The following is a 22069-nucleotide window of genomic DNA, read 5'->3' as shown; positions in this document are numbered from 1 at the left end:
GTCAGTTGGATGGGCGCGTGGCCATGACAGCCGCGCCCACGATCATCAAAGCCGCCAGTCCGATGGCCGGACTCGGCATCTCCCCCCGCACCAGCAGCAGCGTCAGCGTCGACAACAGCGGCGTGAGGAAGCTCAACACGCCAATCTGCCGGGCATCGCCGCGTTTGAGAGCCGCGTCCCACAAAAAGAACGCTCCACCGAGCGGCCCCAGGCCCAGCACGGCAATGAGCAGCATGTCTCGGGTCGACAGCGAGACGGCAGGCTCCAGCAGCACGTGGCACAGCAGCGAGAGCACGCCCGACAGCAGCGCGAAGCTGCCGATTGCCGCGGTGGGAAACGCGCGCACGCGTTTTGTCATCAGCGAATAGCTCGCCCAGATGAAGGCCGAGGCCAGGGCCGGAACATAACCCCAGGCCCAGCGCACGTCACCGGTGTCGCCCGTGCCGCCCAGAATGGCCAGCGCCGCGCCAGCAAAACCCAGCAGGGCGGCAAAGATGTGCCGGCTGGTGAGCGAGACGCCGGGCAGGAACAACGGCGCCATCACCACGATGCCCAAGGGCCAGAGGTAGTTGACCAGGTTGGCCTGCACGGGCGGCGCGTGGCGCAGTGCGATGAAGAGCAGGAAGTGAAAGCCGAACAGGCCGTACACGCCCAGCGCCAGCGTGCTGGCCGGCACACGCCACTGGCGAAAATCGAAGCGCGAAAGTGGCAGGGCGATCAAGCTGCCCACCAGCAACGACAGCCCGGTGAGCAGGAAGGGCGGCACATGGGACAAGGCCACGCCAAGCGCAGCGAGTGAGGCCCAGAGCACGACGGCACCGAGCGCAAGCAGGTTGGCGGGGTTCAAGCTGAGTGGCGCAGCGCGACGTGTCTCACTTCAACACGCCGTGTGCCTGCTGGTCGGCGTGGTAGCTGCTGCGCACCATGGCGCCCACAGCGGCGTGGCTGAACCCCATCTTGTAGGCCTCGGCCTCGAACATCTTGAAGGTGTCGGGGTGCACATAGCGACGCACCGGCAGGTGGTGACCGCTGGGCGCGAGGTACTGGCCGATGGTGAGCATGTCGATGCCGTGCGCGCGCATGTCGCGCATGACGTCCAGGATCTCTTCGTCGGTTTCGCCCAGGCCGACCATCAGGCCGCTCTTGGTCGGCACGTGCGGGAACAGGGCCTTGAATTTTTTGAGCAGGTTCAGGCTGAACTGGTAGTCCGAGCCCGGGCGCGCCTCCTTGTAGAGGCGCGGCACGGTTTCCATGTTGTGGTTCATCACATCGGGCGGCGCGGCCTTGAGGATCTCCAGCGCACGGTCGTCGCGGCCGCGGAAGTCGGGCACCAGCACCTCGATTTGTGTTTGCGGCGACAGCGCACGCGTCCTCTCGATGCAGGCGACGAAGTGGCCTGCACCACCGTCGCGCAGATCATCACGGTCCACGCTGGTGATCACCACGTACTTCAGCTGGAGCTGGGCAATGGTTTTGGCCAGGTTGTCGGGTTCGTTCACGTCCAGCGGATCGGGGCGGCCGTGGCCCACGTCGCAGAAAGGGCAGCGGCGCGTGCACTTGTCGCCCATGATCATGAAGGTGGCCGTGCCCTTGCCGAAGCACTCGCCGATGTTGGGGCAGCTCGCCTCTTCGCACACCGTGACCAGCTTGTTGGTGCGCAGGATGTCCTTGATCTCGTAGAAGCGGGTGGTCGGGCTGCCGGCCTTCACACGAATCCACTCAGGCTTCTTCAGCACCTCGGCCGGCACGATCTTGATGGGAATGCGCGATGTCTTGGCCTGGCTCTTCTGCTTGGCGCTCGCGTCGTAGCTGGCGGCGGGCTGGGCTTCGCGCACGGTGGTGTCGGCGGCGGCAGGGGCGGGCGTGTCGGTCGGGTTCATGGCGGCGGCGCGGGTGGCGCTGGAGGTCAGGGTTGGTCAGGGTGGTCATCAAGGTGACAGGGTGGCGCCGAGCTTCTGGCTCAACACCTGCGCGGCCCCATCCCGTGAAACCGTCACTCCGATTGTAGAAAGGTCCACCGTTTGCAGGCCCGTGTAGCCACACGGGTTGATGCGCTGGAAGGGTTGCAGGTCCATCGCCACATTGAGCGCCACGCCGTGGTAGGTGCAGTGGCGGCTGACCTTGATGCCGAGCGCGGCGATCTTGCCCAGGCCGGTGAAGTCGGGGATCGGGGCTGGCTCACCGGGGCTTCGCTTTTGCGGGCGCTGGGGCAGCGCAGCGTGGCTGAAGGGATCGTTCAGCCGCACATAGATGCCCGGCGCGCCGGCCACGCGGTGACCCGTGACCTGAAAGGTCGCCAGTGTGCGGATCACGGCCTCTTCGACCCGGTGGACAAATTCCTTCACGTAGTAGCCCGCCCGTTGCAAGTTGACAAGCGGATACGCCACCACCTGACCGGGGCCGTGGAATGTCACCTGCCCCCCCCGGTTGGTCTGCACCACGGGGATGTCGCCCGGGGCCAGCAGGTGGTCTTCGCGACCCGCCAGGCCTTGTGTGAACACAGGCGGGTGTTCGCAGATCCAGAGCTCGTCGGGCGTATCGTTCGTCCGCTCGGCGGTGAAGGCCTGCATGGCCTGATAAGTGGTGTCGTAAGACACCAGGCCCAAAGCTCGAATGATCACAGAACGATCTTGACCATGGGGTGCGTGGTCAGGGTGCGGTAGAGCTCGTCGAGCTGTTCGCGGCTGGTCACGTGCACGCTCAGGGTCAAGCCCATGTAGTTGCCCGCCTTGCTCGGACGCTGCTCCACGGTGCCGACGTCGAAGGTGGCGTCGAAGGCCTTGGCCACATGCACCATGGCATCGATGAAGCCCTCCACGTTCGCCCCCATCACCTTGATGGGAAACTGTGTCGGGTACTCGATGAGCGATTGTTCGGGCGGGATGTCGCGGGGCTGTTCCATGGGGCTTCTCCGGTTCAGGCCGACAGGGCGGCCACGGCTTGCTGGTAGCCAGCGTACAGGCGTTGGTAGATGGGGCCTGGGCGGCCTTGCCCAACCGGCTGACCATCGAGGCGGGTGATGGGCAGCACCTCTTTGGTGGCGGACGACAGGAGCAACTCATCGGCGGCCCACACCTCGGCACGGGTGATGGGGCGCAGCTCGAAGCGCAGGCCCTGCGACTGGCAGATCTCTTCGATCAGTCCGAAGCGGATGCCCTCCAGCACCAGGTTGTCCCTGGGTGGCCCCATGACCGTGCCGTCTTTGACCACCCAGACGTTGCTGGCGGCCGCTTCGCTCAAATGGTCACCGCGAAACATCACGGTTTCCACCGCGCCGGCGTCCACGCTGATCTGGCGCGCAAACACCGCGCCCAGCAGGCTGGTGCTTTTGATGTGGGCTTTCTCCCAACGGAAATCGTCGGCAGTGACGCAGGCCACGCCGTGCTCGCGTTGCGCCGGGGAGGCCAGTTTCATCTCGCTCACCATCACGAACACCGTGGGCATGATGTCCGCTGGCATCGCGTGGTCCCTCAATGCCACGCCTCGGGTGACCTGGATATAGATCAGTTGGTTGGCGGCGCCACGGCTGTCATGCAGTGAGAGGGCCAGACGTTGAGCGATCGCCGCCCACTCGGCGCGAGACAAGGGATTGCTGATGCGCAACTCGGCCAGCGAACGGTCCAGGCGCGCCATGTGCTGGTCAAAACGGAACGCCACACCGCCGTAGCAGGGCAGTACCTCGTACACACCGTCGCCAAAGATGAAGCCCCGATCCAGCACGCTGACCCGGGCGTTGCGCAGTTGCGTGAACTCGCCGTTGAGGAAGCAGAGGGTGTCGGGCAGCTCGGGGGGAGTGCCCCAGTTCGCAGAGGTCATGAAACGATTATCGGCGGCGGTGTTCGCAGGAGACGCACAAGCTGTGTTCAGCCTTGACGACCCCATGGGGTTTCTACGTATAATCAGCGGCTTTGCGAACGTCGCCCAACCGTAACCTGTCTGTAACCATCCATGTCGACAATGCAGCACGTCGATCCGGAATCGCAGAACCAGGCAGACGGTTCAGATGGTGAGCAAGAGAACGAATTCAAGCCGCTGACGCGCGAAGAAGCGCAGCAGTGGCGGGCCAGCCAGCCGCGCATCTCTTTGTGGCGTCTGGTCGGTGTGCAGTTGTTGGTGGGCTTGTCCTCGGGTGCGCTGGCGTGGTTGTTCACACAATCGGCTTCGGTGGCCTGGTCGGTCCTCTACGGCGCAGCCGCGGTGGTGTTGCCTTCGGCCTTGATGGCTTACGGCTTGACGTCCAGTGCATTGAGTCGCCTGTTGGCGGGTTATGCGCAAGCCGCTTTCGCCGGGTTTTTGTGGTGGGAGGGGGTCAAGATTCTGTTGGTGGTGGCCATGTTGTGGTCGGCGCCCTGGATCGTCCCCGAGCTGAATTGGCTGGGCCTGTTGGCCGGTCTGGTGTTGGTTCTCAAGGTGTACTGGTTTGGATTCTGGATCCAGACCCGGCGCGCAAATCTAAACGGTTGAATTTCCGACAAATCGGTGCAAACGAACATGGCAACTGAAGGCAGCGCTCTGACCCCCGGCGAATACATCCGCCACCACCTGGTCCATTTGACGAACAAGAAGCAGGAGTCGATCGTCGACTTCTCGGTCATCAACATCGATTCGGTGATCTTCAGCTCTTTCCTGGGCATCCTGACCTGCTTCGTGCTTTGGCTGGCCGCTCGCAAAGCCACCGCGGGAGTGCCCGGCCGGTTCCAGGCCGCCGTCGAGATGCTGGTCGAGATGGTCGACAGCCAGGCCAAGGCCGTCATCCACAACGCACACAGCCGCAAGCTGGTCGCTCCCCTGGCTCTCACCGTGTTTGTCTGGATCTTCCTGATGAACTTCATGGACATGGTGCCGGTCGACCTGATTCCATCCATCTGGCACGTGGCGGGTCCTGCCATGGGCTACCCCGACTACATGCGCGTGGTGGCCACGGCCGACCTCTCCACCACCCTCGGCCTGTCCGTTTCCGTGTTGTTGATGTGCTTGTTCTACAACATCAAGATCAAGGGCATCGGCGGCTGGACGCACGAACTCGTCACCGCACCTTTCGGCACCAGCAAGAACCCCATCTGGGCCGTGCTGCTGGGCCTGATCAACTTCCTGATGCAAATGATCGAGTTCGTGGCCAAGACGGTCTCCCACGGCATGCGGTTGTTCGGAAACATGTTCGCGGGTGAGTTGGTCTTCATGCTGATTGCGTTGCTGGGTGGCTTTGCTTCCCTCTCGCTCGGCGGTGGCCTGTTCTTCGTCGGACATGTGATCGCAGGCACGGTTTGGACCTTGTTCCACATTCTGGTCATCACCTTGCAGGCGTTCATTTTCATGATGCTGGCCCTGATTTACCTCGGGCAGGCGCATGACGCTCACTGAGTGGCGCGGCCTGTCCTCGCTCTGAGTTCTCGTTTCTCTCTTTCCTTTTTTCAACTTTCGTTCATCTCATAGGAGTCATCATGGAAAACGTTCTGGGTCTTGTCGCATTGGCTTGCGGTCTCATCGTCGGTCTGGGCGCCATCGGCGCATCCATCGGTATTGCGCTGATGGGCGGCAAATTTCTGGAAGCGTCGGCACGTCAGCCTGAGCTGATGAACGACCTGCAGACGAAGATGTTCATCCTGGCCGGTCTGATCGACGCGGCCTTCCTGATCGGCGTGGCCATCGCCCTCCTGTTCGCGTTCGCCAACCCCTTCACGCTGGCTTAATGGGATTTGCTGCCACTTCGGCAGCGTTCTGAGCAGCGGGGGTCTTCCATGACCATTCGCTGGCAGCGCGCCGACGCAGCAGCAAGTGCATCACCACTTATGTCAACACACAGAAAGGCGTTGCGATGAATATCAATGCAACCCTCTTTGCGCAGGCCATCGTCTTTGCGATCCTGGTGTGGTTCACGATGAAATTCGTGTGGCCCCCGATTGCCAAGGCGCTCGATGAGCGTGCGTTGAAGATTTCCGAAGGTCTGGCGGCTTCCGAAAAAGCCAAGTCCGAACTGGCCGTGGCCAACAAGCGTGTGGAAGAAGAGTTGGGCAAATCGCGCAACGAAGCCGCCACCCGTCTGGCCGATGCCGAACGCCGTGCGCAGACCGTGATCGAAGAGGCCAAGGCGCGTGCGACCGATGAAGCCAACAAGATCGTGGCCGCCGCTCACCTCGAAGCCGAACAGCAGGTCGTCAAGGCCCGCGAAGCCCTGCGCGAGCAAGTGGCTGCGCTGGCTGTCAAGGGCGCCGAGCAGATCCTCAAGCGCGAAGTCAACGCTGGCGTTCACGCCGAGTTGCTGGGCCGCCTGAAGACCGAGCTCTGATCCACCGACACGGCACCAAAGGACAACCATGGCCGAAATCGCCACCATTGCCCGCCCTTACGCGGAAGCGCTGTTCCAGGCCTCGGGCGCTGGCGCGGCAGGCACCGCCGCCTGGCTCGACGAGCTGGCGTCGGTGGCTGCCGATGAGCAGCTCCGTCTGTACGCCGACAATCCCCGGACGACACCCGAACAGGTGTTCAGCCTGGTCACCGGCGTGATCAAGACGAGCCTGCCCGTGATGGCGCAGAACTTCCTGCGCACCGTGATCGACAACGGCCGCCTGGCTGCGCTGCCCGAAATCGCGGACCAGTTCCGTGCTTTGAAGAACGTGCAACAAGGCGCGTTCGACGCCGTGGTCTACAGCGCCTTCGCGATCGACAGCGCTGCGTTGGCCGATCTTTCCGGTGTGCTGGAAAAGCGATTTGCCCGAAAGCTCAATCTGCAGGTTGAACTGCAGCCCGAGTTGATCGGTGGCATTCGCGTGGTGGTGGGCGATGAAGTGCTCGACACCTCGATCAAAGCCCGCCTCGAACACATGAAATCCGCCCTGACCGCGGCCTGAACTCGGTTCATACGCTGTCACCCCGCGCCCGCCTGCTCACCATTTAACGAAAGAAGGAAAGAGTCATGCAACTCAATCCCGCTGAAATCTCCGAATTGATCAAGTCCCGCATCGAGGGACTGGGCACATCGACCGATGTGCGCAACCAGGGCACCGTGGTGTCGGTGACCGACGGTATTGTCCGCGTCCACGGCCTGTCCGACGTGATGCAGGGCGAGATGCTGGAATTCCCGGCCAACAAGGACGGCGTGCCTTCCTTCGGCCTGGCGCTGAACCTGGAGCGCGACTCCGTGGGCGCCGTGATTCTGGGTGAGTACGAGCACATTTCCGAAGGCGAGACCGTCAAGTGCACGGGCCGTATTCTGGAAGTGCCGGTGGGTCCCGAGCTGATTGGCCGCGTGGTCAACGCCCTGGGCGCTCCGATTGACGGCAAAGGCCCGATCAACGCCAAGATGACCGACGTGATCGAGAAGGTTGCGCCCGGCGTGATCGCCCGCAAATCGGTGGACCAGCCGGTGCAGACCGGCCTGAAGTCGATCGACTCCATGGTGCCCGTGGGTCGTGGCCAGCGCGAGCTGATCATCGGCGACCGCCAGACCGGCAAGACCGCTGTGGCAATCGACGCGATCATCAACCAGAAGGGTCAGAACATGACCTGCGTCTACGTTGCGATTGGCCAGAAGGCCTCGTCGATCAAAAACGTGGTGCGTGCCCTGGAGCAGGCTGGCGCGATGGACTACACCATCGTCGTGGCCGCTTCGGCTTCCGAATCCGCTGCCATGCAGTACCTGTCGGCCTACTCCGGCTGCACCATGGGCGAGTACTTCCGCGACCGTGGCCAGGATGCCCTGATCGTGTATGACGACCTGTCCAAGCAGGCTGTGGCCTACCGCCAGGTTTCGCTGCTGTTGCGCCGTCCCCCAGGCCGCGAAGCCTACCCAGGCGACGTGTTCTATCTCCACAGCCGTCTGCTCGAGCGCGCGGCCCGCGTGAACGCCGACTACGTCGAAGCCTTCACCAAAGGTGAAGTCAAGGGCAAGACTGGTTCGCTGACGGCACTCCCGATCATCGAAACGCAGGCCGGTGACGTGTCCGCTTTCGTGCCCACCAACGTGATCTCGATCACGGACGGCCAGATCTTCCTGGAAACCAGCCTGTTCAACGCCGGTATCCGCCCCGCCATCAACGCCGGTATCTCGGTGTCGCGCGTCGGTGGTGCTGCCCAGACCAACCTGATCAAAGGCTTGTCCGGCGGTATCCGTACCGACTTGGCCCAGTACCGTGAATTGGCTGCGTTCGCGCAGTTCGCCTCCGACCTGGACGAAGCCACCCGCAAGCAGCTCGACCGCGGTGCACGCGTGACCGAGCTCCTGAAGCAGGCCCAGTACAGCCCGCAGTCGATCGGTCTGATGGCCTCCACGTTGTTTGCCGTGAACAAGGGCTACCTGGACGACATCGAAGTGAAGAAGGTCCTGTCGTTTGAAAACGGCATGCACGCTTTCCTGAAAGACAAGCACGCGGCCATGCTGGCGACGATGGAGAAGAACGGCGCGAAGTGGGATGTCAAGCCTGCCAAGGCAGATGACAGCGACGCAAAGAAGGCATTCAAGAAAGAGTGCCAGGACGCCGAAGCCCAGCTGGCAGCAGCCATCGCCGACTTCAAGAAAACCGGCACCTACTGATCCGGCCCATTGACTTCTTAGAGGAAACACAATGGCAGCAGGCAAGGAAATACGCGGCAAGATCAAATCGGTGGAGAACACCAAGAAGATCACCAAAGCCATGGAAATGGTCGCCGCCTCCAAGATGCGCAAGGCGCAGGAACGCATGCGTGCGGCCCGGCCTTACGCGGAGAAGGTGCGCCAGATCACCGGCAACCTGAGCCGCGCCAATCCCGAGTACACGCACCCCTTCATGTTGACCAACGACGCCAAGGTCGCGGGCTTTGTGGTGGTGACGACCGACAAGGGTCTGTGCGGTGGTTTGAACACCAACGTGCTGCGCGCGGTGACGTCCCAGCTCAAGGACCTGCAGGCGCAGGGCCAGACCGCTGAAGTCGTGGCCATCGGCAACAAGGGCCTGGCGTTCATGAACCGTATCGGCGCCAAGGTCGTGTCCAGCGTGACCGGCCTGGGCGACACGCCGCATCTCGACAAGCTGATCGGCCCGGTGAAGACCTTGCTGGACGCGTACACCGAGGGCCGTGTCAACGCGGTTTACGTCTGCTACACCAAGTTCATCAACACGATGAAACAGGAATCGGTGGTCGAAAAACTGTTGCCGCTCAACACGGGTGAACTGCAGGAGAACGCCGGTGGCCGTGACTGGGACTACATCTACGAACCCGATGCACCGGCCGTGATTGACGAGCTCTTGCTGCGTTATGTGGAAGCCCAGGTTTATCAGGCCGTGGCTGAAAACATGGCCTCAGAACAGTCCGCGCGCATGGTGGCCATGAAGGCCGCCACCGACAATGCCGGCAGCGTCATCAGCGAACTCAAGCTGGTCTACAACAAGACCCGTCAGGCAGCGATCACGAAAGAACTTTCGGAAATCGTCGCCGGCGCCGCAGCGGTCTGAAGCAGCTGCCCAACAGAATCCGAGAAACGAAAAGGTACCCATCATGTCTCAAGCTACCGCACAAATGAACACCGGTGTTCAGGGCAAGATCGTTCAGTGCATCGGCGCCGTCGTGGACGTGGAATTCCCACGCAACCAGATGCCCCGCGTGTACGACGCCCTGAAAATGGAAGGCTCTGCCCTGACGCTGGAAGTCCAGCAGCAGCTGGGTGACGGCGTGGTCCGCACCATCGCGCTGGGTTCTTCCGACGGCCTGCGCCGCGGCATGGTCGTGACCAACACCGCCCAGCCCATCATGGTGCCCGTGGGCAAGGCCACGCTGGGCCGCATCATGGACGTGCTCGGCGCGCCCATCGACGAGCGCGGCCCGGTCGACCAGACCCTCACTGCCTCCATCCACCGCAAGGCGCCGGCCTATGACGAGCTGTCGCCATCGCAGGAACTGCTGGAAACCGGCATCAAGGTGATCGATCTGATCTGCCCGTTCGCCAAGGGCGGCAAGGTGGGTCTGTTCGGTGGCGCCGGCGTGGGCAAGACCGTGAACATGATGGAACTCATCAACAACATCGCCAAGGCCCACAGCGGTCTGTCGGTGTTCGCCGGTGTGGGTGAGCGCACCCGTGAAGGCAACGACTTCTATCACGAGATGGCCGACTCGGGCGTGGTGAATCTGGAGAACCTGGGCGAATCCAAAGTGGCCATGGTGTACGGCCAGATGAACGAGCCCCCAGGCAACCGTCTGCGCGTGGCCCTGACCGGTTTGACCATTGCCGAATCGTTCCGCGACGAAGGCCGTGACGTGCTGTTCTTCGTGGACAACATCTACCGCTACACGCTGGCCGGTACCGAAGTGTCCGCTCTGCTGGGCCGCATGCCTTCCGCCGTGGGCTACCAGCCGACGCTGGCCGAAGAAATGGGTCGTCTGCAGGAGCGCATCACCTCCACCAAGGTGGGCTCGATCACCTCCATCCAGGCCGTGTACGTGCCTGCCGATGACTTGACCGATCCTTCCCCTGCAACCACTTTCGCCCACCTGGACTCCACCGTGGTGTTGAGCCGTGACATCGCTTCGCTGGGTATCTACCCCGCGGTCGATCCACTGGACTCCACCAGCCGCCAGCTGGACCCGCTGGTCGTGGGCCAGGAGCACTACGAAACCGCCCGCGCCGTGCAGAACACCCTGCAGCGCTACAAGGAACTGCGCGACATCATCGCCATCCTGGGCATGGACGAACTGGCACCGGAAGACAAGCTGGCCGTGGCCCGCGCGCGCAAGATCCAGCGTTTCCTGTCGCAGCCCTTCCACGTCGCTGAAGTGTTCACTGGCTCGCCCGGTAAGTACGTGACCCTGGCCGAGACCATCCGTGGTTTCAAGATGATCACCGCCGGCGAGTGCGACCACCTGCCCGAGCAGTCGTTCTACATGGTCGGCACCATCGACGAAGCCTTCGAGAAAGCCAAGAAGATGGCGTAAAGCGACCGAGGTGGGTGTCGGCTTGCGCCGGCTTCCTGCCCGTTTGCTTTTCAACCATCTTCCAAAGGAGACCCTATGAGCACCATCCGCGTCGATGTGGTGAGCGCCGAAGCTTCCATCTTTTCTGGCGATGCCAAGTTCGTGGCCTTGCCGGGTGAAGCGGGCGAGCTGGGCATCTTGCCCGGTCACATTCCGCTGATCACCCGCATCAAACCAGGCGCCGTGCGTATCGAAAAAGCCGATGGCGGTGAAGAGTTCGTGTTCGTGGCCGGTGGCATTCTGGAAGTGCAACCCAACCACATCACCGTTCTGTCCGACACCGCCATCCGCGGCAAGGACCTTGACGAAGCCAAAGCACTGGACGCTCGCAAGGTGGCCGAAGAAGCTTTGAAGAACGCCAAGAGCGATATCGATCTGGCCAAGGCCACGTCTGAGTTGGCGGTCATGGCCGCCCAGATCGCTGCACTGCGCAAGTTCCGTCAAAAGAGGTGAGCCTTCAGGCCGCGGCCTGGGTTCCAGATGAAGACCGGCTCGATGCCGGTCTTTTTTTGTCCCCATGCTGCGGCAAGCTGTAACAGTCCGAATACCATGGGGGTGTCAACAAAGGCGGAGACGATGTCATCGATTTTTGAAAGTCCGGAACTGGCACCCGAAGAAGTGGCGGCACGTCTGCTGGTCACGCCTTCTGCGCTGGCCGACCTGACGTTGGCGGACGCACTCAAGGTTGTGGGGTACATGCGGCCCAAGCTCATCAAGGCGGGCACGGTGATCATCCAGGAGGGGGAGGTCCGGCAGACCGACTACATGCTCCTGGTGCTGGAAGGCGACATCGCGGTGGAGAACGAAATGCCTGGCCTGCACGAAAGCATGGTAGTCAACATCATGGGGCCCGGTCATTTGATCGGGGAAATGGGCGTGCTCGACGGCGCGCCGCGCTCGGCCACCTGCACGGCCAACACCAATATTGCTGCTGCCGTGCTCTCGCGCACCGCGCTCATGCGCATCTTGAAGGAGGACCCGCGCCTGGGTTCGCGTCTGTTGCTCGCGATCTCCAAGCGCATGGCCGACCGCCTTCGCGAGACCACCCGAAAGCTCAAGACTTTTGCCCAGATGAACAAGGCCTTGCAGCAAGAGCTTCAGGTGGTGATGAACAGTCGAAGCCCGCTGGACAAACGCAGGGGCTGATCGGCTCAGCCCGTGGTCCTCAGCGGCGCACCACCGCGTCGGGCAGTTCGTTGGGTCGCACAGTGCCTGCATCGGCCGGGAAATGGGCCACCAGCAGCGCAGAAACTTCCTCCAGCGCCTGGGTGAGACCGTCCTCAAACTCACCCGACCGCAGGCGTGAGGCCATGCGGTCCACCATGGCCTGCCACTCTCTGTCACTCACGAGGCGAGAGAGTGCACGATCTGCTACGAATTCGATGGCGTGTTCGGCCAGCAGCACGTAGATCAACACGCCGTTGTTGTGTTCTGTGTCCCATATCTGCAGCCGTCCGAACCACGTCAGGGCGCGTTCTCGCACCACGACAGCCAGCGGTGTTGCGGACCCGATGCGCCAGAGGTAGCTCAAGGGCAGCGAAGCCTCCACACACAATCGCACCTCGCCGGTGTGGCGGCCTTCGCTGGCGGCGACACGGCGAGCGATGCGCTCGGCCATGTCGTCGGGCACGGCGCACAAGGTGTCCGAGCGGTCCATCCAGCGGTGTTTGAAGATGCGCAGCCACTTGTTCATGGGTCTCACCAGCCGCCAGAGGCACCGCCACCGCCAAAGTTCCCGCCACCCCCCGACCTGAACCCACCGCCGCCGCGCCCCCCTCCAAAGCCTCCGCCACCCAAGCCACCACCACCCCAGCCACCCGAGCGGCCGCTGCGGCCTGAGCCACCCATGGAAGCCGCCGGAAGGAACTGCATGAACAGCGCAGCGAGCATGCCCAGCAGGCCGGCACCGATGGCCACCCAGACCACGGCGGTCAGCACCCATGCCAAGCCGCCCGCGCCCACCCCGGTGAGCACGGTGCCGAGCTTGTTGCCGAACATGCCACGCAGCAGCCCGGACAGCATGGGCACCGCGAACACCAGGAAGATCAGCGCGTCCATCCACTCGAAGTCGCTGGATCCGGCCGCGCGCTGCGCCGCCGAGGCGTTGGGCAAAGGCAGTTCCTCACCTCGGATGCGCGCCAGGATCTGGTCAACGCCGGCGTCGATGCCGCCTGCGTAGTCGCCTTGCCTAAAGGCGGGTGTCACGGCACCGTCCAGGATGCGGCGGGCCATCAGATCGGGGATTGCACCCTCCAGCGCCTTGGCGGTGGCGATGCGCAGGCGCCGGTCGTCCTTGGCAACGATGAACAGGGCGCCATCACCCACGTCGGCCCGGCCGATCTTCCACGCATCGCCCACGCGCTGCGTGAAGTCGGCGATGTCCTCGGGGGCGGTGGTCGGCACCATCAGCACCACCACTTGCGAGCCGTTGGACTGTTCGAACGCAGCCAGCTTGGCCTCCAGGGCGGCGAGGCTGGCGGCGTCCAGCGTGGCGGTCTGGTCGATCACACGCGCGCTCAGCGCAGGGACCGGCAACAGTCCCTGGGCCGACGCGAAGGCCAGCATCCCCCACAGTCCCAGCGCCAGCAGGCACCGGGCGCACAAGCGTGTCATGGCTTCTTGAAGTCCACCGTGGGCGGTGCGGAGATGGCCGCTTCGTTGGCCACCTGGAAGTTGGCTTTGGGTCCGTAGCCGAACACCATGGCGGTGAGGTTGGTGGGGAAACTGCGCGAGAGCACGTTGTACTCCTGCACGGTCTGGATGTAACGGTTGCGCGCCACCGTGATGCGGTTTTCGGTGCCTTCGAGCTGCACCCGCAGGTCGCTGAACCCCTGGTTGGCCTTGAGGTTGGGGTACTGCTCCACCACCACCATCAGTCGGCTGAGCGCACTGCCCAACTCACCCTGAGCGGCCTGAAACTGCTGCATGGCGGCGGGGTCGTTCAGCGTCTCGGGCGTCACCTGGATGCTGGTGGCCCTGGAGCGCGCTTCGATCACGCGGGTGAGCGTCTCCTGCTCGAAGTTGGCTTCGCCTTTGACCGTGGCCACGATGTTGGGGATGAGGTCGGCGCGGCGCTGGTACTGGTTGAGCACTTCCGACCAGGCCGACTGCGTCTGTTCGTCCAGCCGCTGGAAGTCGTTGTAGCCGCATCCCGTGAGTCCGATGGACAAGAACAGGGCAGCGAGCCAGGTGGTGACGGAGCGCAAGGATGTGTGCATAAAACCTCCATTGGCCAGCTGGCCGTTCATGCCGAGGCTCTGCCTGAGCCTTGAATCTGCGGGACTATACCCCCGGGGCGTGACGCAAAGCGGTGCGCCCGGTCACACAGACGGTGCGCTGCCGTCAAAATATGGCCATGCGAAAACCCAAACTCCCGCCAGGCGCTGCCGACGACACGGAAGCCGCGTTTTACGACGCCCTGCAACACGCCGATATCGAACGGCTCATGGCCTGCTGGGCCGACGAGGACGACATCGTCTGCGTGCATCCTGGCGGCCCACGGCTGGTCGGTCATGCGGCGGTGCGCTCAGCGTTCGAGGCCATGTTTTCCAACGGCAGCGTGCAAGCCTTTCCGGAGAAGGTGCGGCGCCTGGACGCCGGTGCGTGCAGCGTGCACAGCCTGGTCGAACGCGTGGCCGTGATGACCGACGACGGACCGCAACACGCCTGGGTGGTGGCCACCAACGTTTACGCCAAGACCGCGCAGGGCTGGCGCATGGTGGCGCACCACGCCAGCCCGGGCATGCGCACCGAGCCACCCGAGGTGCTCACTGCAAGACCGGTTCTGCATTGAACACCGACAGCTTTCACTACGCCGCTCCGTGGTGGCTGCCCGGTGGCAACGCGCAGACCTTGTGGGCCGCGCTGGCCAGCCGCCGGCACTTCGGCCCGGCCCCCACGTGGACGCGCAGCCGCTGGAACACGCCCGATGGCGACTTCATCGACGTTGACCATGCGCAGCCAACTGCCGCCGCTGGCGCTCCCTTGCTGGTGCTGTTCCACGGTCTCGAAGGCTCGTCGGCCAGCCAGTACGCGGTGGCCTTCGCCGACTTTGCGGCCACCCATGGCCTGGCCTTCGCCGTGCCGCACTTCCGGGGCTGTTCGGGCGAACTCAACCACGCGCCACGCGCCTACCACTCGGGTGATTTTGAAGAGATCGACTGGATCCTCAGACGTTTCGCCGCGGAGCACCCCGGGCGACCCTTGATGGCTGCAGGCGTGTCGCTGGGTGGCAATGCACTCATGCGCTGGGCCGCCGAGATGGGCGAGTCCGCCAGCCGGCATGTGCGGGCGGTGGCGTCCATCTGTTCACCGCTGGACCTGGCCGCAGGCGGTCACGCCATTGGCCGTGGCTTCAACCGGTTGATATACACCCGCATGTTCATGGCCAGCATGGTGCCCAAGGCCTTGAAGAAACTGGATCAGCACCCCGGCCTGTTCGACCGGTCCGCGTTGCTGGCCGCACGCGACCTGTTCGAGTTCGACAACCTGTTCACCGCGCCGCTGCACGGCTTTCGGGACACGCCCGACTACTGGTCGCGCGCGTCGGCCAAACCGGTGTTGCACCAGATCCGCGTGCCCGCGCTCGCACTCAATGCCCGAAACGATCCGTTTGTGCCGGCGGCTTCCCTGCCCACTCAGCAACAGGTTGGGCGGCACGTGACGCTGTGGCAACCCGAGCAAGGAGGACATGTGGGGTTTCCCGTGTCGCACGGTGCGCTCGGTCTGCCCGGCCATGTGCGCGCCATGCCCGAGGCCGTGGGACACTGGCTCCTCGCTCACCTTTGATCGAACACCATGGACGACATCGTCAAAGCTGCCATGGCCAAGTGGCCCAACGTGCCCGACTGCTTCGGCTGGCTCGGGCTGGACGCGCGCGGCAACTGGTACATGCGCGACGACCGCGTGCAGGCCGCCGGGCCTTTCCCCGCCAGCAAGGGGTCGCTGCTCCAGCATGAGAAGCTCATCGAGTTCATCCAGCGCAACTATGCGGCCGATGCACAAGGCCGGTGGTACTTTCAGAATGGACCGCAGCGTGTTTACGTGGAGCTCGAAGCCACGCCCTGGATCTGGCGCCTGCAACCCAATGGGCGTGTGCTCAGCCACACCGGCTCGCCCGTGCAGGTTCTGGCCAGCCTGCTGGATGAAGGAGGCAAGTTGTATCTAGCGACCGATCTCGGTCTCGGGCTGGTGCACAGTGCCGACATGGCGCTGGCAGCCGACCGAGTGGAGGCTGGTGACTGGAATCCAGAAATGGTGTTGTTCGAGGAACTGCGTACTCGAGGCCGCTTTTTGCAGAGCCCCAAGGCATCAAACGACAAAAAACCGGCTTGAAGCCGGTTTTTTGCTGGTTGTGAAGGATCTCTACTTCACAGAATCGAGCATGTACTGCACGGCAACCTTGATGTCGGCATCCGATGCGGTTGAACCACCTTTGGGTGGCATGGCTCCCTTGCCCTTGATCACGCTGGCGGTTAGGCCGTCAAGACCCAAAGCCAAGCGGGGCGCCCATGCCGCCTTGTCGGTCAACTTGGGTGCACCAGCGACTCCAGCCACGTGGCAGACCGCGCAAGCCTGCTTGTAGAGTGCTTCACCGGAAGCAGCGGCCACCGTGGTGGCGGCCGCTGGAGCTGGGGCAGGCGCAGCTGGCGCGGCGGCTACAGCGGCGACAGGTGCTTCTGCGGCCGGAGTTGCCGCTGGGGCCGCTGCCGCTGCCGGCGCAGCCGCCTCGGGCTCAGCAAATTTGCCGCCGGCCGCATTGGCCAGGTGCACCACAGCGCGACCCAGTTCCTCGTCGCGGTACGCGCCACCGCCCTGAGCGCCCATGGCACCTTTGCCTTTGAGAACCGACACCAGCATTGCTTCATAGCCGGTGGCGATGCGGGGTGCCCAGGCAGCCGCGTCGCCGAACTTCGGCGCGCCGGCCACACCCGCTGCATGGCAGGCCATGCACTGGGCAGCGTAAACCGCTTCACCCGACGCCAGCGGACGGTTGGCATCGCGCAGCTCAACCGTGCCCACACGCTGGATGCGTTGTGCAATCGCCAACTCGGGATCGGCAGCGCCCATCGCAGGCTTGTCGCCCGAGGTCACGGCATAGACGAGTCCGATGATGATGAAAATGGGAGCGACAAATGCGAAGAATGACGTCCACAGCAACTGCGAAGGTGTCTTGATCGGGCCGGTGTGGTGCTCGTGGTCGCTCATGATGTCCTCAAGGGATGGCAGAGCAGGTCAATGCAATGACAGCTCGGCCCGTAAAGAATGGTTCTGCACAGCCTTCGATTATAGCCAAGGCCCTCTGGCCAGGCCTCGGGAAAGCCCCTCGCTGATAGAATGAAAGTGGTTGCGGCTGTAGCTCAGTGGATAGAGTATTGGCCTCCGAAGGCTGTCGTCGTCGGCGAAAAACGCAACAGGTAGACTCTTGGTCTCCAAACAGCATGCGGCTGTAGCTCAGTGGATAGAGTATCGGCCTCCGAAGCCGAGGGTCGTGGGTTCGATCCCCGCCAGCCGCACCAAAATCAACGACTTACGTGAGCCTCTCATGGCCCATGCAGCAGTCGAGTGATTCCGAACTCACCTTTTCAGCACAGGCCATGGGCCCTGAGAGACGCGGCGGACGAGGGTCAGAAGTTCTTCTGAACATTTCCTGTGGCCCATCCGTGGCCCACTCATGGCCCACGAATAACCTGTCGACCAGCAGCAGCGGTCATTTATGACCCTTGGACTGTGGCCCAGGCATTTGCTCGAATGCCATTCAATAGTCCACACGCGCAGATAGAGCTTTCTTCTAGCTGGCCGAAGCTGAAGAGTGATGATTCATGACCACCGAGTGCGACAGCGAGACATCATGACGTCAAGGACTGAACTGCAGCGAATCCTGTCCTTGGTGTTGGCTCTTGCACTTCGCGGTTGTGTCCTCATAGCTGTCTTCCACACATTCGCAATGCCGCTGGTCCTACGACAGCTCATGAGAGCAAAGCCGCCGCTGGCTTCCTCTGCAAAGACGTGGCTAGCCAAGCGCGGGCTGGCTGATCACTGTCTCACCGGGTCAGCAAAAACTGCCCTTGGCTGAAAGCGCAAGTTGGTCCCGCGTTTAAACGCAGCGAGTTGCGCAGGTGGCGGTCAGGTTCACCTTGGCGAACACTGAATTCACCAAGCCAGGCATGCTCAATGCGGTTCGATTTGTTCGGTGGCTCACTGACCGTGACGGCGCCCATTACACCTTGCTTCAGCCGAGCTTCGTGCCATGGCCGCCTTTGTTGATCTGTGTCAATGCAAAAAGAGCGCCAAGCTTTAGCCTTAGGCCGTTGCTTCCTCAACCCTCAACGAACATGCGCCTGTCCCGCCGCTCACTGCCACACATCACCAGGATGATTCTGCTGGTGTGGCTGTTTGCGTTGGGCGCAGGTGTGGCCAATGCCTGCCTGCTGAACACGTCGAACGACGGCACCCAGTCATCGGTCTCGGTGGCATACCTCGGTACGTCTGTCGCCCACACCCATCAGAAAGAAGCGCCGAATCACGGCACCGCTGGTTGTCTGAAGTTCTGCGATGAACCCAGGCTGGCCATCCAGAAGATCGCCCAGCCCCTCAGCGATGACGGGTCGGGCACGGTCGGCGCCGTAACCCGGGCACTGGTGCCCGCAGTGTCGCCAGCCACTGCCGATCAACTTCCGGTGCTCAGCCACCGACCCGCGCACATGGCCTTGCCCATTGCTGCGCGACCCCATCGCCTGACCTTATAGGACGCATCGCGGGCAACCGCGATCCGCGCTCCCGCGTTCTGGCCTGCCCCGGCGGCCCACACCTTTCCGATCATTTCGGTTCTTCCCACCGTGACGTCATCGCTGGCGCCACCCGTACTCATTCACAGGACACCACCATGAAAAAACTCATCACCCTCATTGCGCTCTCGAGCACTGCTTTCCTGACCGCATACGCGAACCCGACCCCACCGGTCGCGGGCCCTGCGTCGACTGCTGGCGGCGGCGCGCATGCCGACCACCATCCAGCCACTGCTGCGGCACCGGCACCTTCAACACCTGCACCCGCAGCACCTGCCGCCATGGACGAACGCATGAAAAACATGCAGGCAATGCGCGACAAGATGATGAATGCCAAAACGCCGGCCGAACGGCAGGCCTTGATGGACGAACACATGAAAAGCATGCACGAGGGCATGGCGATGATGAAAGGCATGCAGGGCATGGGGAACATGCAAGTCAAGCCAGGCATGGCGGGCATGAAAGACATGCCCATGAAAGACATGGCCAAACACCATCAGGCGATGGCGATGCACATGGAAATGATGCAGACCATGATGGAAATGATGATGCAGCGCATGCCAGGTGCTGCCATGCCTCCTGCGGGCAAGTAATGGGCCATCACCGCCCACGACACAACCCACAACAGGAGCTCTGAAATGACCACATTCACGCGACGGCACTTCCTTGGCAGCATCGGCGCGCTGGGCGCAGCCGGTTCTGTTCCAGGCGTTCTGGCCGCCTCCCCGGGCGCGGCAGGTGCCATGACGGCAGAGATCGCCGGCATCGAAAAAGAGGCGGCGGGATTCACCAATCCGCTGCGGTTGCCCGGCAGCAGCGGCCTCTTCGGCGTGCTCCCGGTGTCCGAGTTCCGCGAGGTGCAGGTGGTGCGCACCGAGATCGAGGTTCTCCCCGGCCGGCGCACACCCTTCCTGGCCTATGCCGTCGAATCGGGCGGCAAGACCTTCCTGAACCCGGCGATTCTGGCCCGCCGCGGCGACGACATGCGGGTGCGGATGACCAACCGCATCGATGAACCCACCGTCATCCACTGGCACGGCCTGAGCGTGGATTCACGCAACGACGGCAATGGGCTCAGCGTGGTGCTACCCGGGCGCAGCATGGACTACAACTTCACCCTGCGCGACCGCTCGTCCATGTACTGGTACCACCCCCATGCGCACGGCTTCATACCGCAGCAGGCCTACCACGGCCTAGCCAGCCTGCTGTTTGTGGAAGACGACGATGAGGTTGCGCTGCGCAAGGAGCTGGACCTGGCCCTGGGCGAAACTGAAATCCCCCTGGTGTTGCAGGACCGCGAGTTCGATGCGCAGGGGCGACTGCGCTACGCGCCCACGACCGCCCAGTCCTTTGGTGGCTGGTTGGGAGACCGTTTGCTGGTCAATCTGACGGAGCGTCCATTCATCCAGGTCGGCCGCCGCATCGTGCGCTTTCGCGTTCTCAACGGTAGCAACGCACGCAACTACCGGTTGGCCTTCGTGCAGGGCGGGCGCCCCCTCGGGTTCTTTCTGGCTGGTACGGATGGTGGCTTGCTGGCCCAGCCGCTGCGCATTGACCAGACCTTCATCGCCCCCGGCCAGCGGCTGGACGTGCTGGTGGATCTGCGCGAAGCCGACCCTGCCCTGCCTGTGACGCTGGCCTCGCTCACCTTCGACCCCATGCACAACGAAGGTGGCCATGATCAGGGCCACGCAAACCACGCTGCGCCAACCATGGCCGGCATGGGGCATGGCCAGCAAGGGGTGGCACCCGCGGTGGAGCCGTCCCATGCCATGGGCATGGAAGGCGACGCGCGCGCGCTGATGCGCATCGACCTGAAACAATCGGCCCGGTACGAACGCCGCGTGCCTGCGGTGCTGTCCAGCCTGCCAGCCGCGCCTGCCAACGCAAACCCGCCTCGGCGCATGCAACTCGGGCACAACGGCACAGGCAACTGGACGATTAATGGCCAGATCTTCGACCCGAAAGTGGCGGCGCTAAGCGTGCAGCGAGGCGCCCGCGAAAACTGGCTGATCGAAAACGCCGAACGCAGCATGCCCCACCCCATGCACCTTCACGGCTTTCTGTTCAGGGTGATTGAACGCCTGGGCAGCCCCACACCCGTGCGCGAGCTGGCGGGCGCACGAGGCCTGCTGCCGCAGGATCAGGGTCTCATCGACACCGTGCATGTGTGGCCCGGCGAATCCGTGCGGATCGCCATCGACTTCACCCACCCGAACGTGGGCGATCAGGACTACGTCTTTCACTGCCACACGCTGGAACATGCGGAAGCGGGAATGATGCTGCGCTACACCGTGAAAGCATGAGATGAAGCACCCTACATCCCCCCAGTCGAACCCACCCAGAAACCTGTGGCGCACACGCTATGGCATCGGCCTGATGGTGATGGGTGCGATCGCGGCATTCTTTCTGTTGGCCGAGCACCGGGCGCATATCTTTGGCGCCTGGCCGTTTCTGCTGATCCTGATCTGTCCGTTGATGCATTTGTTCATGCACCGCGGCCATGGCGATCATGGTCATCACACGGGTGCTGATCAACCACGGACCGGGGTGCATGAGCCAGATCAGGCAAACCAGGAGAACGGCCATGAATCACGGTGAAACGGCCTATGGCCTGTGGTTTCTGGTGGCCCTCAACTCGGCCATCTTCATCATGTTCGCCTTCAGCTTCTTCAAGCCGGCTACCACGCGCGACTGGCGCAGCTTTGGCGCCTTCTCCGCGTTCATCGTGGCCTTGTTTGTCGAGATGTACGGCTTCCCGCTGACCATCTACCTGCTGTCGGGATGGCTGGCGACGCGGTTTCCCGAACTTGACCTGCTGACCCACAACACAGGCCACCTGTGGTCCACCTTGCTGGGCGAAACAGGGAATCCCCATTTCGGTGTTTTGCATCTGGCCAGCTACGTCTTTCTGGGGTACGGCTTCTATTTGCTATCGAGCGCGTGGCATGTGCTGTACCACGCACAGCGGAAGCACTCGCTGGCGACCACCGGGCCTTACGCCCGCATCCGGCATCCGCAATACGTTGCCTTCGTGCTGATCCTGCTGGGCTTCCTGCTGCAGTGGCCGACCCTGCTGACCTTGCTTATGTTTCCTGTCTTGCTCTTGATGTACGGGCGACTCGCCATCACCGAAGAAAACGAAATGCGCCAGCAGTTCGGCCCGGACTACGACGCATACGCACAGTCCATACCCCGATTCTTCCCGCGCCTGCGCAATTCACAGCCGATGGCGAATTCGGCGTCAGGGAAATGACCTGGGCCGTGCGTTGCCTTTGCGACGCGACTGACCACCACGCCGCAGTTCGGCTTTTTTCAACCGTATTTCTCAACAAGGATGT

27 protein-coding genes and 1 tRNA gene are annotated in these 22069 nt (G+C 63.0%); 19 read left to right on the top strand and 9 right to left on the bottom strand.

Features of this window, described 5'->3' with window-relative positions:
* Nucleotide 1: 1 nt before the first annotated feature.
* From Q0C59_RS05115 to Q0C59_RS05095, 5 genes are read right to left on the bottom strand one after another with little or no spacing between them, the layout of a single operon-like run.
* Nucleotides 2-847, bottom strand: a complete 846-nt coding sequence (locus Q0C59_RS05115; RefSeq protein WP_291212602.1) for a DMT family transporter — start codon at nt 845-847, stop codon at nt 2-4.
* A gap of 25 nt (nt 848-872) precedes the next feature.
* Nucleotides 873-1880 carry a lipoyl synthase gene (lipA, locus tag Q0C59_RS05110; protein ID WP_291212600.1) on the bottom strand — a complete coding sequence of 336 codons (1008 nt, stop codon included), beginning with the start codon at nt 1878-1880 and terminating at the stop codon, nt 873-875.
* Between the two features lie 48 nt (nt 1881-1928).
* Complete coding sequence (gene lipB, locus Q0C59_RS05105) at nt 1929-2570, bottom strand: lipoyl(octanoyl) transferase LipB (protein WP_291212663.1); 642 nt, start codon at nt 2568-2570, stop codon at nt 1929-1931.
* Nucleotides 2571-2617: 47 nt separating this feature from the next.
* Nucleotides 2618-2902 carry a DUF493 family protein gene (locus Q0C59_RS05100; RefSeq protein ID WP_291212598.1) on the bottom strand — a complete coding sequence of 95 codons (285 nt, stop codon included), beginning with the start codon at nt 2900-2902 and terminating at the stop codon, nt 2618-2620.
* A gap of 14 nt (nt 2903-2916) precedes the next feature.
* Nucleotides 2917-3816, bottom strand: a complete 900-nt coding sequence (locus Q0C59_RS05095; protein WP_291212595.1) for a D-amino acid aminotransferase — start codon at nt 3814-3816, stop codon at nt 2917-2919.
* A gap of 132 nt (nt 3817-3948) precedes the next feature.
* Here Q0C59_RS05095 and Q0C59_RS05090 point away from each other — a divergent pair, with 132 nt between their 5' ends.
* The 10 genes from Q0C59_RS05090 (at nt 3949) to Q0C59_RS05045 (ending at nt 12087) form a co-directional block, all read left to right on the top strand.
* Nucleotides 3949-4464 (top strand): ATP synthase subunit I, encoded by a 516-nt coding sequence (locus tag Q0C59_RS05090; RefSeq protein WP_291212593.1) that lies wholly within the window; start codon nt 3949-3951, stop codon nt 4462-4464.
* 27 nt (nt 4465-4491) lie between these two features.
* On the top strand, nt 4492-5361 hold the full coding sequence (gene atpB / locus Q0C59_RS05085) for a F0F1 ATP synthase subunit A (protein ID WP_291212590.1): 870 nt from the start codon (nt 4492-4494) through the stop codon (nt 5359-5361).
* 80 nt (nt 5362-5441) lie between these two features.
* The gene (gene atpE, locus Q0C59_RS05080; protein WP_069048607.1) at nt 5442-5690 is read left to right on the top strand and encodes a F0F1 ATP synthase subunit C; all 249 of its coding nucleotides are present in this window, start codon (nt 5442-5444) and stop codon (nt 5688-5690) included.
* Between the two features lie 125 nt (nt 5691-5815).
* Complete coding sequence (locus Q0C59_RS05075) at nt 5816-6286, top strand: F0F1 ATP synthase subunit B (RefSeq protein ID WP_069048608.1); 471 nt, start codon at nt 5816-5818, stop codon at nt 6284-6286.
* A gap of 28 nt (nt 6287-6314) precedes the next feature.
* The gene (locus Q0C59_RS05070) at nt 6315-6848 is read left to right on the top strand and encodes a F0F1 ATP synthase subunit delta (protein WP_291212583.1); all 534 of its coding nucleotides are present in this window, start codon (nt 6315-6317) and stop codon (nt 6846-6848) included.
* Between the two features lie 65 nt (nt 6849-6913).
* Entirely contained in the window at nt 6914-8530 is a 1617-nt protein-coding gene (gene atpA, locus Q0C59_RS05065; protein WP_291212580.1) for a F0F1 ATP synthase subunit alpha, read from the top strand.
* A 31-nt stretch (nt 8531-8561) separates the two neighbouring features.
* Nucleotides 8562-9428: a F0F1 ATP synthase subunit gamma gene (gene atpG / locus Q0C59_RS05060; protein ID WP_291212577.1), complete on the top strand. Its 867-nt coding sequence runs from the start codon at nt 8562-8564 to the stop codon at nt 9426-9428.
* Nucleotides 9429-9471: 43 nt separating this feature from the next.
* A complete protein-coding gene (gene atpD / locus Q0C59_RS05055) occupies nt 9472-10902 on the top strand; it encodes a F0F1 ATP synthase subunit beta (protein ID WP_291212574.1) in 1431 nt (476 codons plus the stop codon).
* Nucleotides 10903-10977: 75 nt separating this feature from the next.
* Nucleotides 10978-11394 carry a F0F1 ATP synthase subunit epsilon gene (locus tag Q0C59_RS05050; protein ID WP_291212572.1) on the top strand — a complete coding sequence of 139 codons (417 nt, stop codon included), beginning with the start codon at nt 10978-10980 and terminating at the stop codon, nt 11392-11394.
* 27 nt (nt 11395-11421) lie between these two features.
* Complete coding sequence (locus Q0C59_RS05045; protein WP_291212570.1) at nt 11422-12087, top strand: cyclic nucleotide-binding domain-containing protein; 666 nt, start codon at nt 11422-11424, stop codon at nt 12085-12087.
* A gap of 19 nt (nt 12088-12106) precedes the next feature.
* Here Q0C59_RS05045 and Q0C59_RS05040 read toward each other — a convergent pair whose 3' ends face one another.
* The 3 genes from Q0C59_RS05040 to Q0C59_RS05030 are packed head-to-tail and all read right to left on the bottom strand — an operon-like array spanning nt 12107 to nt 14159.
* Nucleotides 12107-12634: a TPM domain-containing protein gene (locus Q0C59_RS05040; protein WP_291212567.1), complete on the bottom strand. Its 528-nt coding sequence runs from the start codon at nt 12632-12634 to the stop codon at nt 12107-12109.
* Between the two features lie 5 nt (nt 12635-12639).
* Nucleotides 12640-13554 (bottom strand): YgcG family protein, encoded by a 915-nt coding sequence (locus Q0C59_RS05035; protein ID WP_291212564.1) that lies wholly within the window; start codon nt 13552-13554, stop codon nt 12640-12642.
* The gene (locus Q0C59_RS05030; protein WP_291212561.1) at nt 13551-14159 is read right to left on the bottom strand and encodes a LemA family protein; all 609 of its coding nucleotides are present in this window, start codon (nt 14157-14159) and stop codon (nt 13551-13553) included. Before Q0C59_RS05030 ends, Q0C59_RS05035 begins: the two co-directional genes overlap by 4 nt.
* A 137-nt stretch (nt 14160-14296) precedes the next feature.
* Here Q0C59_RS05030 and Q0C59_RS05025 point away from each other — a divergent pair, with 137 nt between their 5' ends.
* The 3 genes from Q0C59_RS05025 to Q0C59_RS05015 are packed head-to-tail and all read left to right on the top strand — an operon-like array spanning nt 14297 to nt 16275.
* Nucleotides 14297-14734 (top strand): nuclear transport factor 2 family protein, encoded by a 438-nt coding sequence (locus Q0C59_RS05025; protein ID WP_291212558.1) that lies wholly within the window; start codon nt 14297-14299, stop codon nt 14732-14734.
* Nucleotides 14731-15729, top strand: a complete 999-nt coding sequence (locus tag Q0C59_RS05020; RefSeq protein ID WP_291212555.1) for a YheT family hydrolase — start codon at nt 14731-14733, stop codon at nt 15727-15729. The genes Q0C59_RS05025 and Q0C59_RS05020 overlap by 4 nt, the downstream gene beginning before the upstream one ends.
* 9 nt (nt 15730-15738) lie before the next feature.
* Nucleotides 15739-16275, top strand: coding sequence for a DUF2946 family protein (locus Q0C59_RS05015; RefSeq protein WP_291212553.1), 537 nt, complete (start codon nt 15739-15741; stop codon nt 16273-16275).
* Nucleotides 16276-16305: 30 nt separating this feature from the next.
* Here Q0C59_RS05015 and Q0C59_RS05010 read toward each other — a convergent pair whose 3' ends face one another.
* Nucleotides 16306-17148, bottom strand: coding sequence for a cytochrome c5 family protein (locus tag Q0C59_RS05010; protein WP_291212550.1), 843 nt, complete (start codon nt 17146-17148; stop codon nt 16306-16308).
* A 235-nt stretch (nt 17149-17383) separates the two neighbouring features.
* On the opposite strand from Q0C59_RS05010, the gene Q0C59_RS05005 reads away from it, so the two are divergent.
* The 6 genes from Q0C59_RS05005 to Q0C59_RS04980 all read left to right on the top strand — a co-directional run bounded on the left by Q0C59_RS05005 (nt 17384) and on the right by Q0C59_RS04980 (nt 21984).
* Nucleotides 17384-17459: transfer RNA gene (locus Q0C59_RS05005), tRNA-Arg, on the top strand.
* A gap of 855 nt (nt 17460-18314) precedes the next feature.
* Nucleotides 18315-18689: a hypothetical protein gene (locus Q0C59_RS05000; protein ID WP_291212547.1), complete on the top strand. Its 375-nt coding sequence runs from the start codon at nt 18315-18317 to the stop codon at nt 18687-18689.
* A gap of 137 nt (nt 18690-18826) precedes the next feature.
* Entirely contained in the window at nt 18827-19321 is a 495-nt protein-coding gene (locus Q0C59_RS04995; protein ID WP_291212545.1) for a hypothetical protein, read from the top strand.
* A gap of 45 nt (nt 19322-19366) precedes the next feature.
* Nucleotides 19367-21034, top strand: coding sequence for a multicopper oxidase family protein (locus tag Q0C59_RS04990; protein WP_291212542.1), 1668 nt, complete (start codon nt 19367-19369; stop codon nt 21032-21034).
* A 1-nt stretch (nt 21035) separates the two neighbouring features.
* Nucleotides 21036-21329, top strand: coding sequence for a DUF2933 domain-containing protein (locus tag Q0C59_RS04985; protein WP_291212539.1), 294 nt, complete (start codon nt 21036-21038; stop codon nt 21327-21329).
* Nucleotides 21316-21984 carry an isoprenylcysteine carboxylmethyltransferase family protein gene (locus tag Q0C59_RS04980; protein WP_291212536.1) on the top strand — a complete coding sequence of 223 codons (669 nt, stop codon included), beginning with the start codon at nt 21316-21318 and terminating at the stop codon, nt 21982-21984. Before Q0C59_RS04985 ends, Q0C59_RS04980 begins: the two co-directional genes overlap by 14 nt.
* The last annotated feature ends 85 nt before the right edge of the window (nt 21985-22069 follow it).

The sequence above is a fragment of the Hydrogenophaga sp. genome, from assembly GCF_022844385.1.
Lineage (GTDB): Bacteria > Pseudomonadota > Gammaproteobacteria > Burkholderiales > Burkholderiaceae_C > Hydrogenophaga.
Note: the sequence above shows the minus strand (reverse complement) of the source record. Positions and strands in the feature narration are given on the sequence as shown.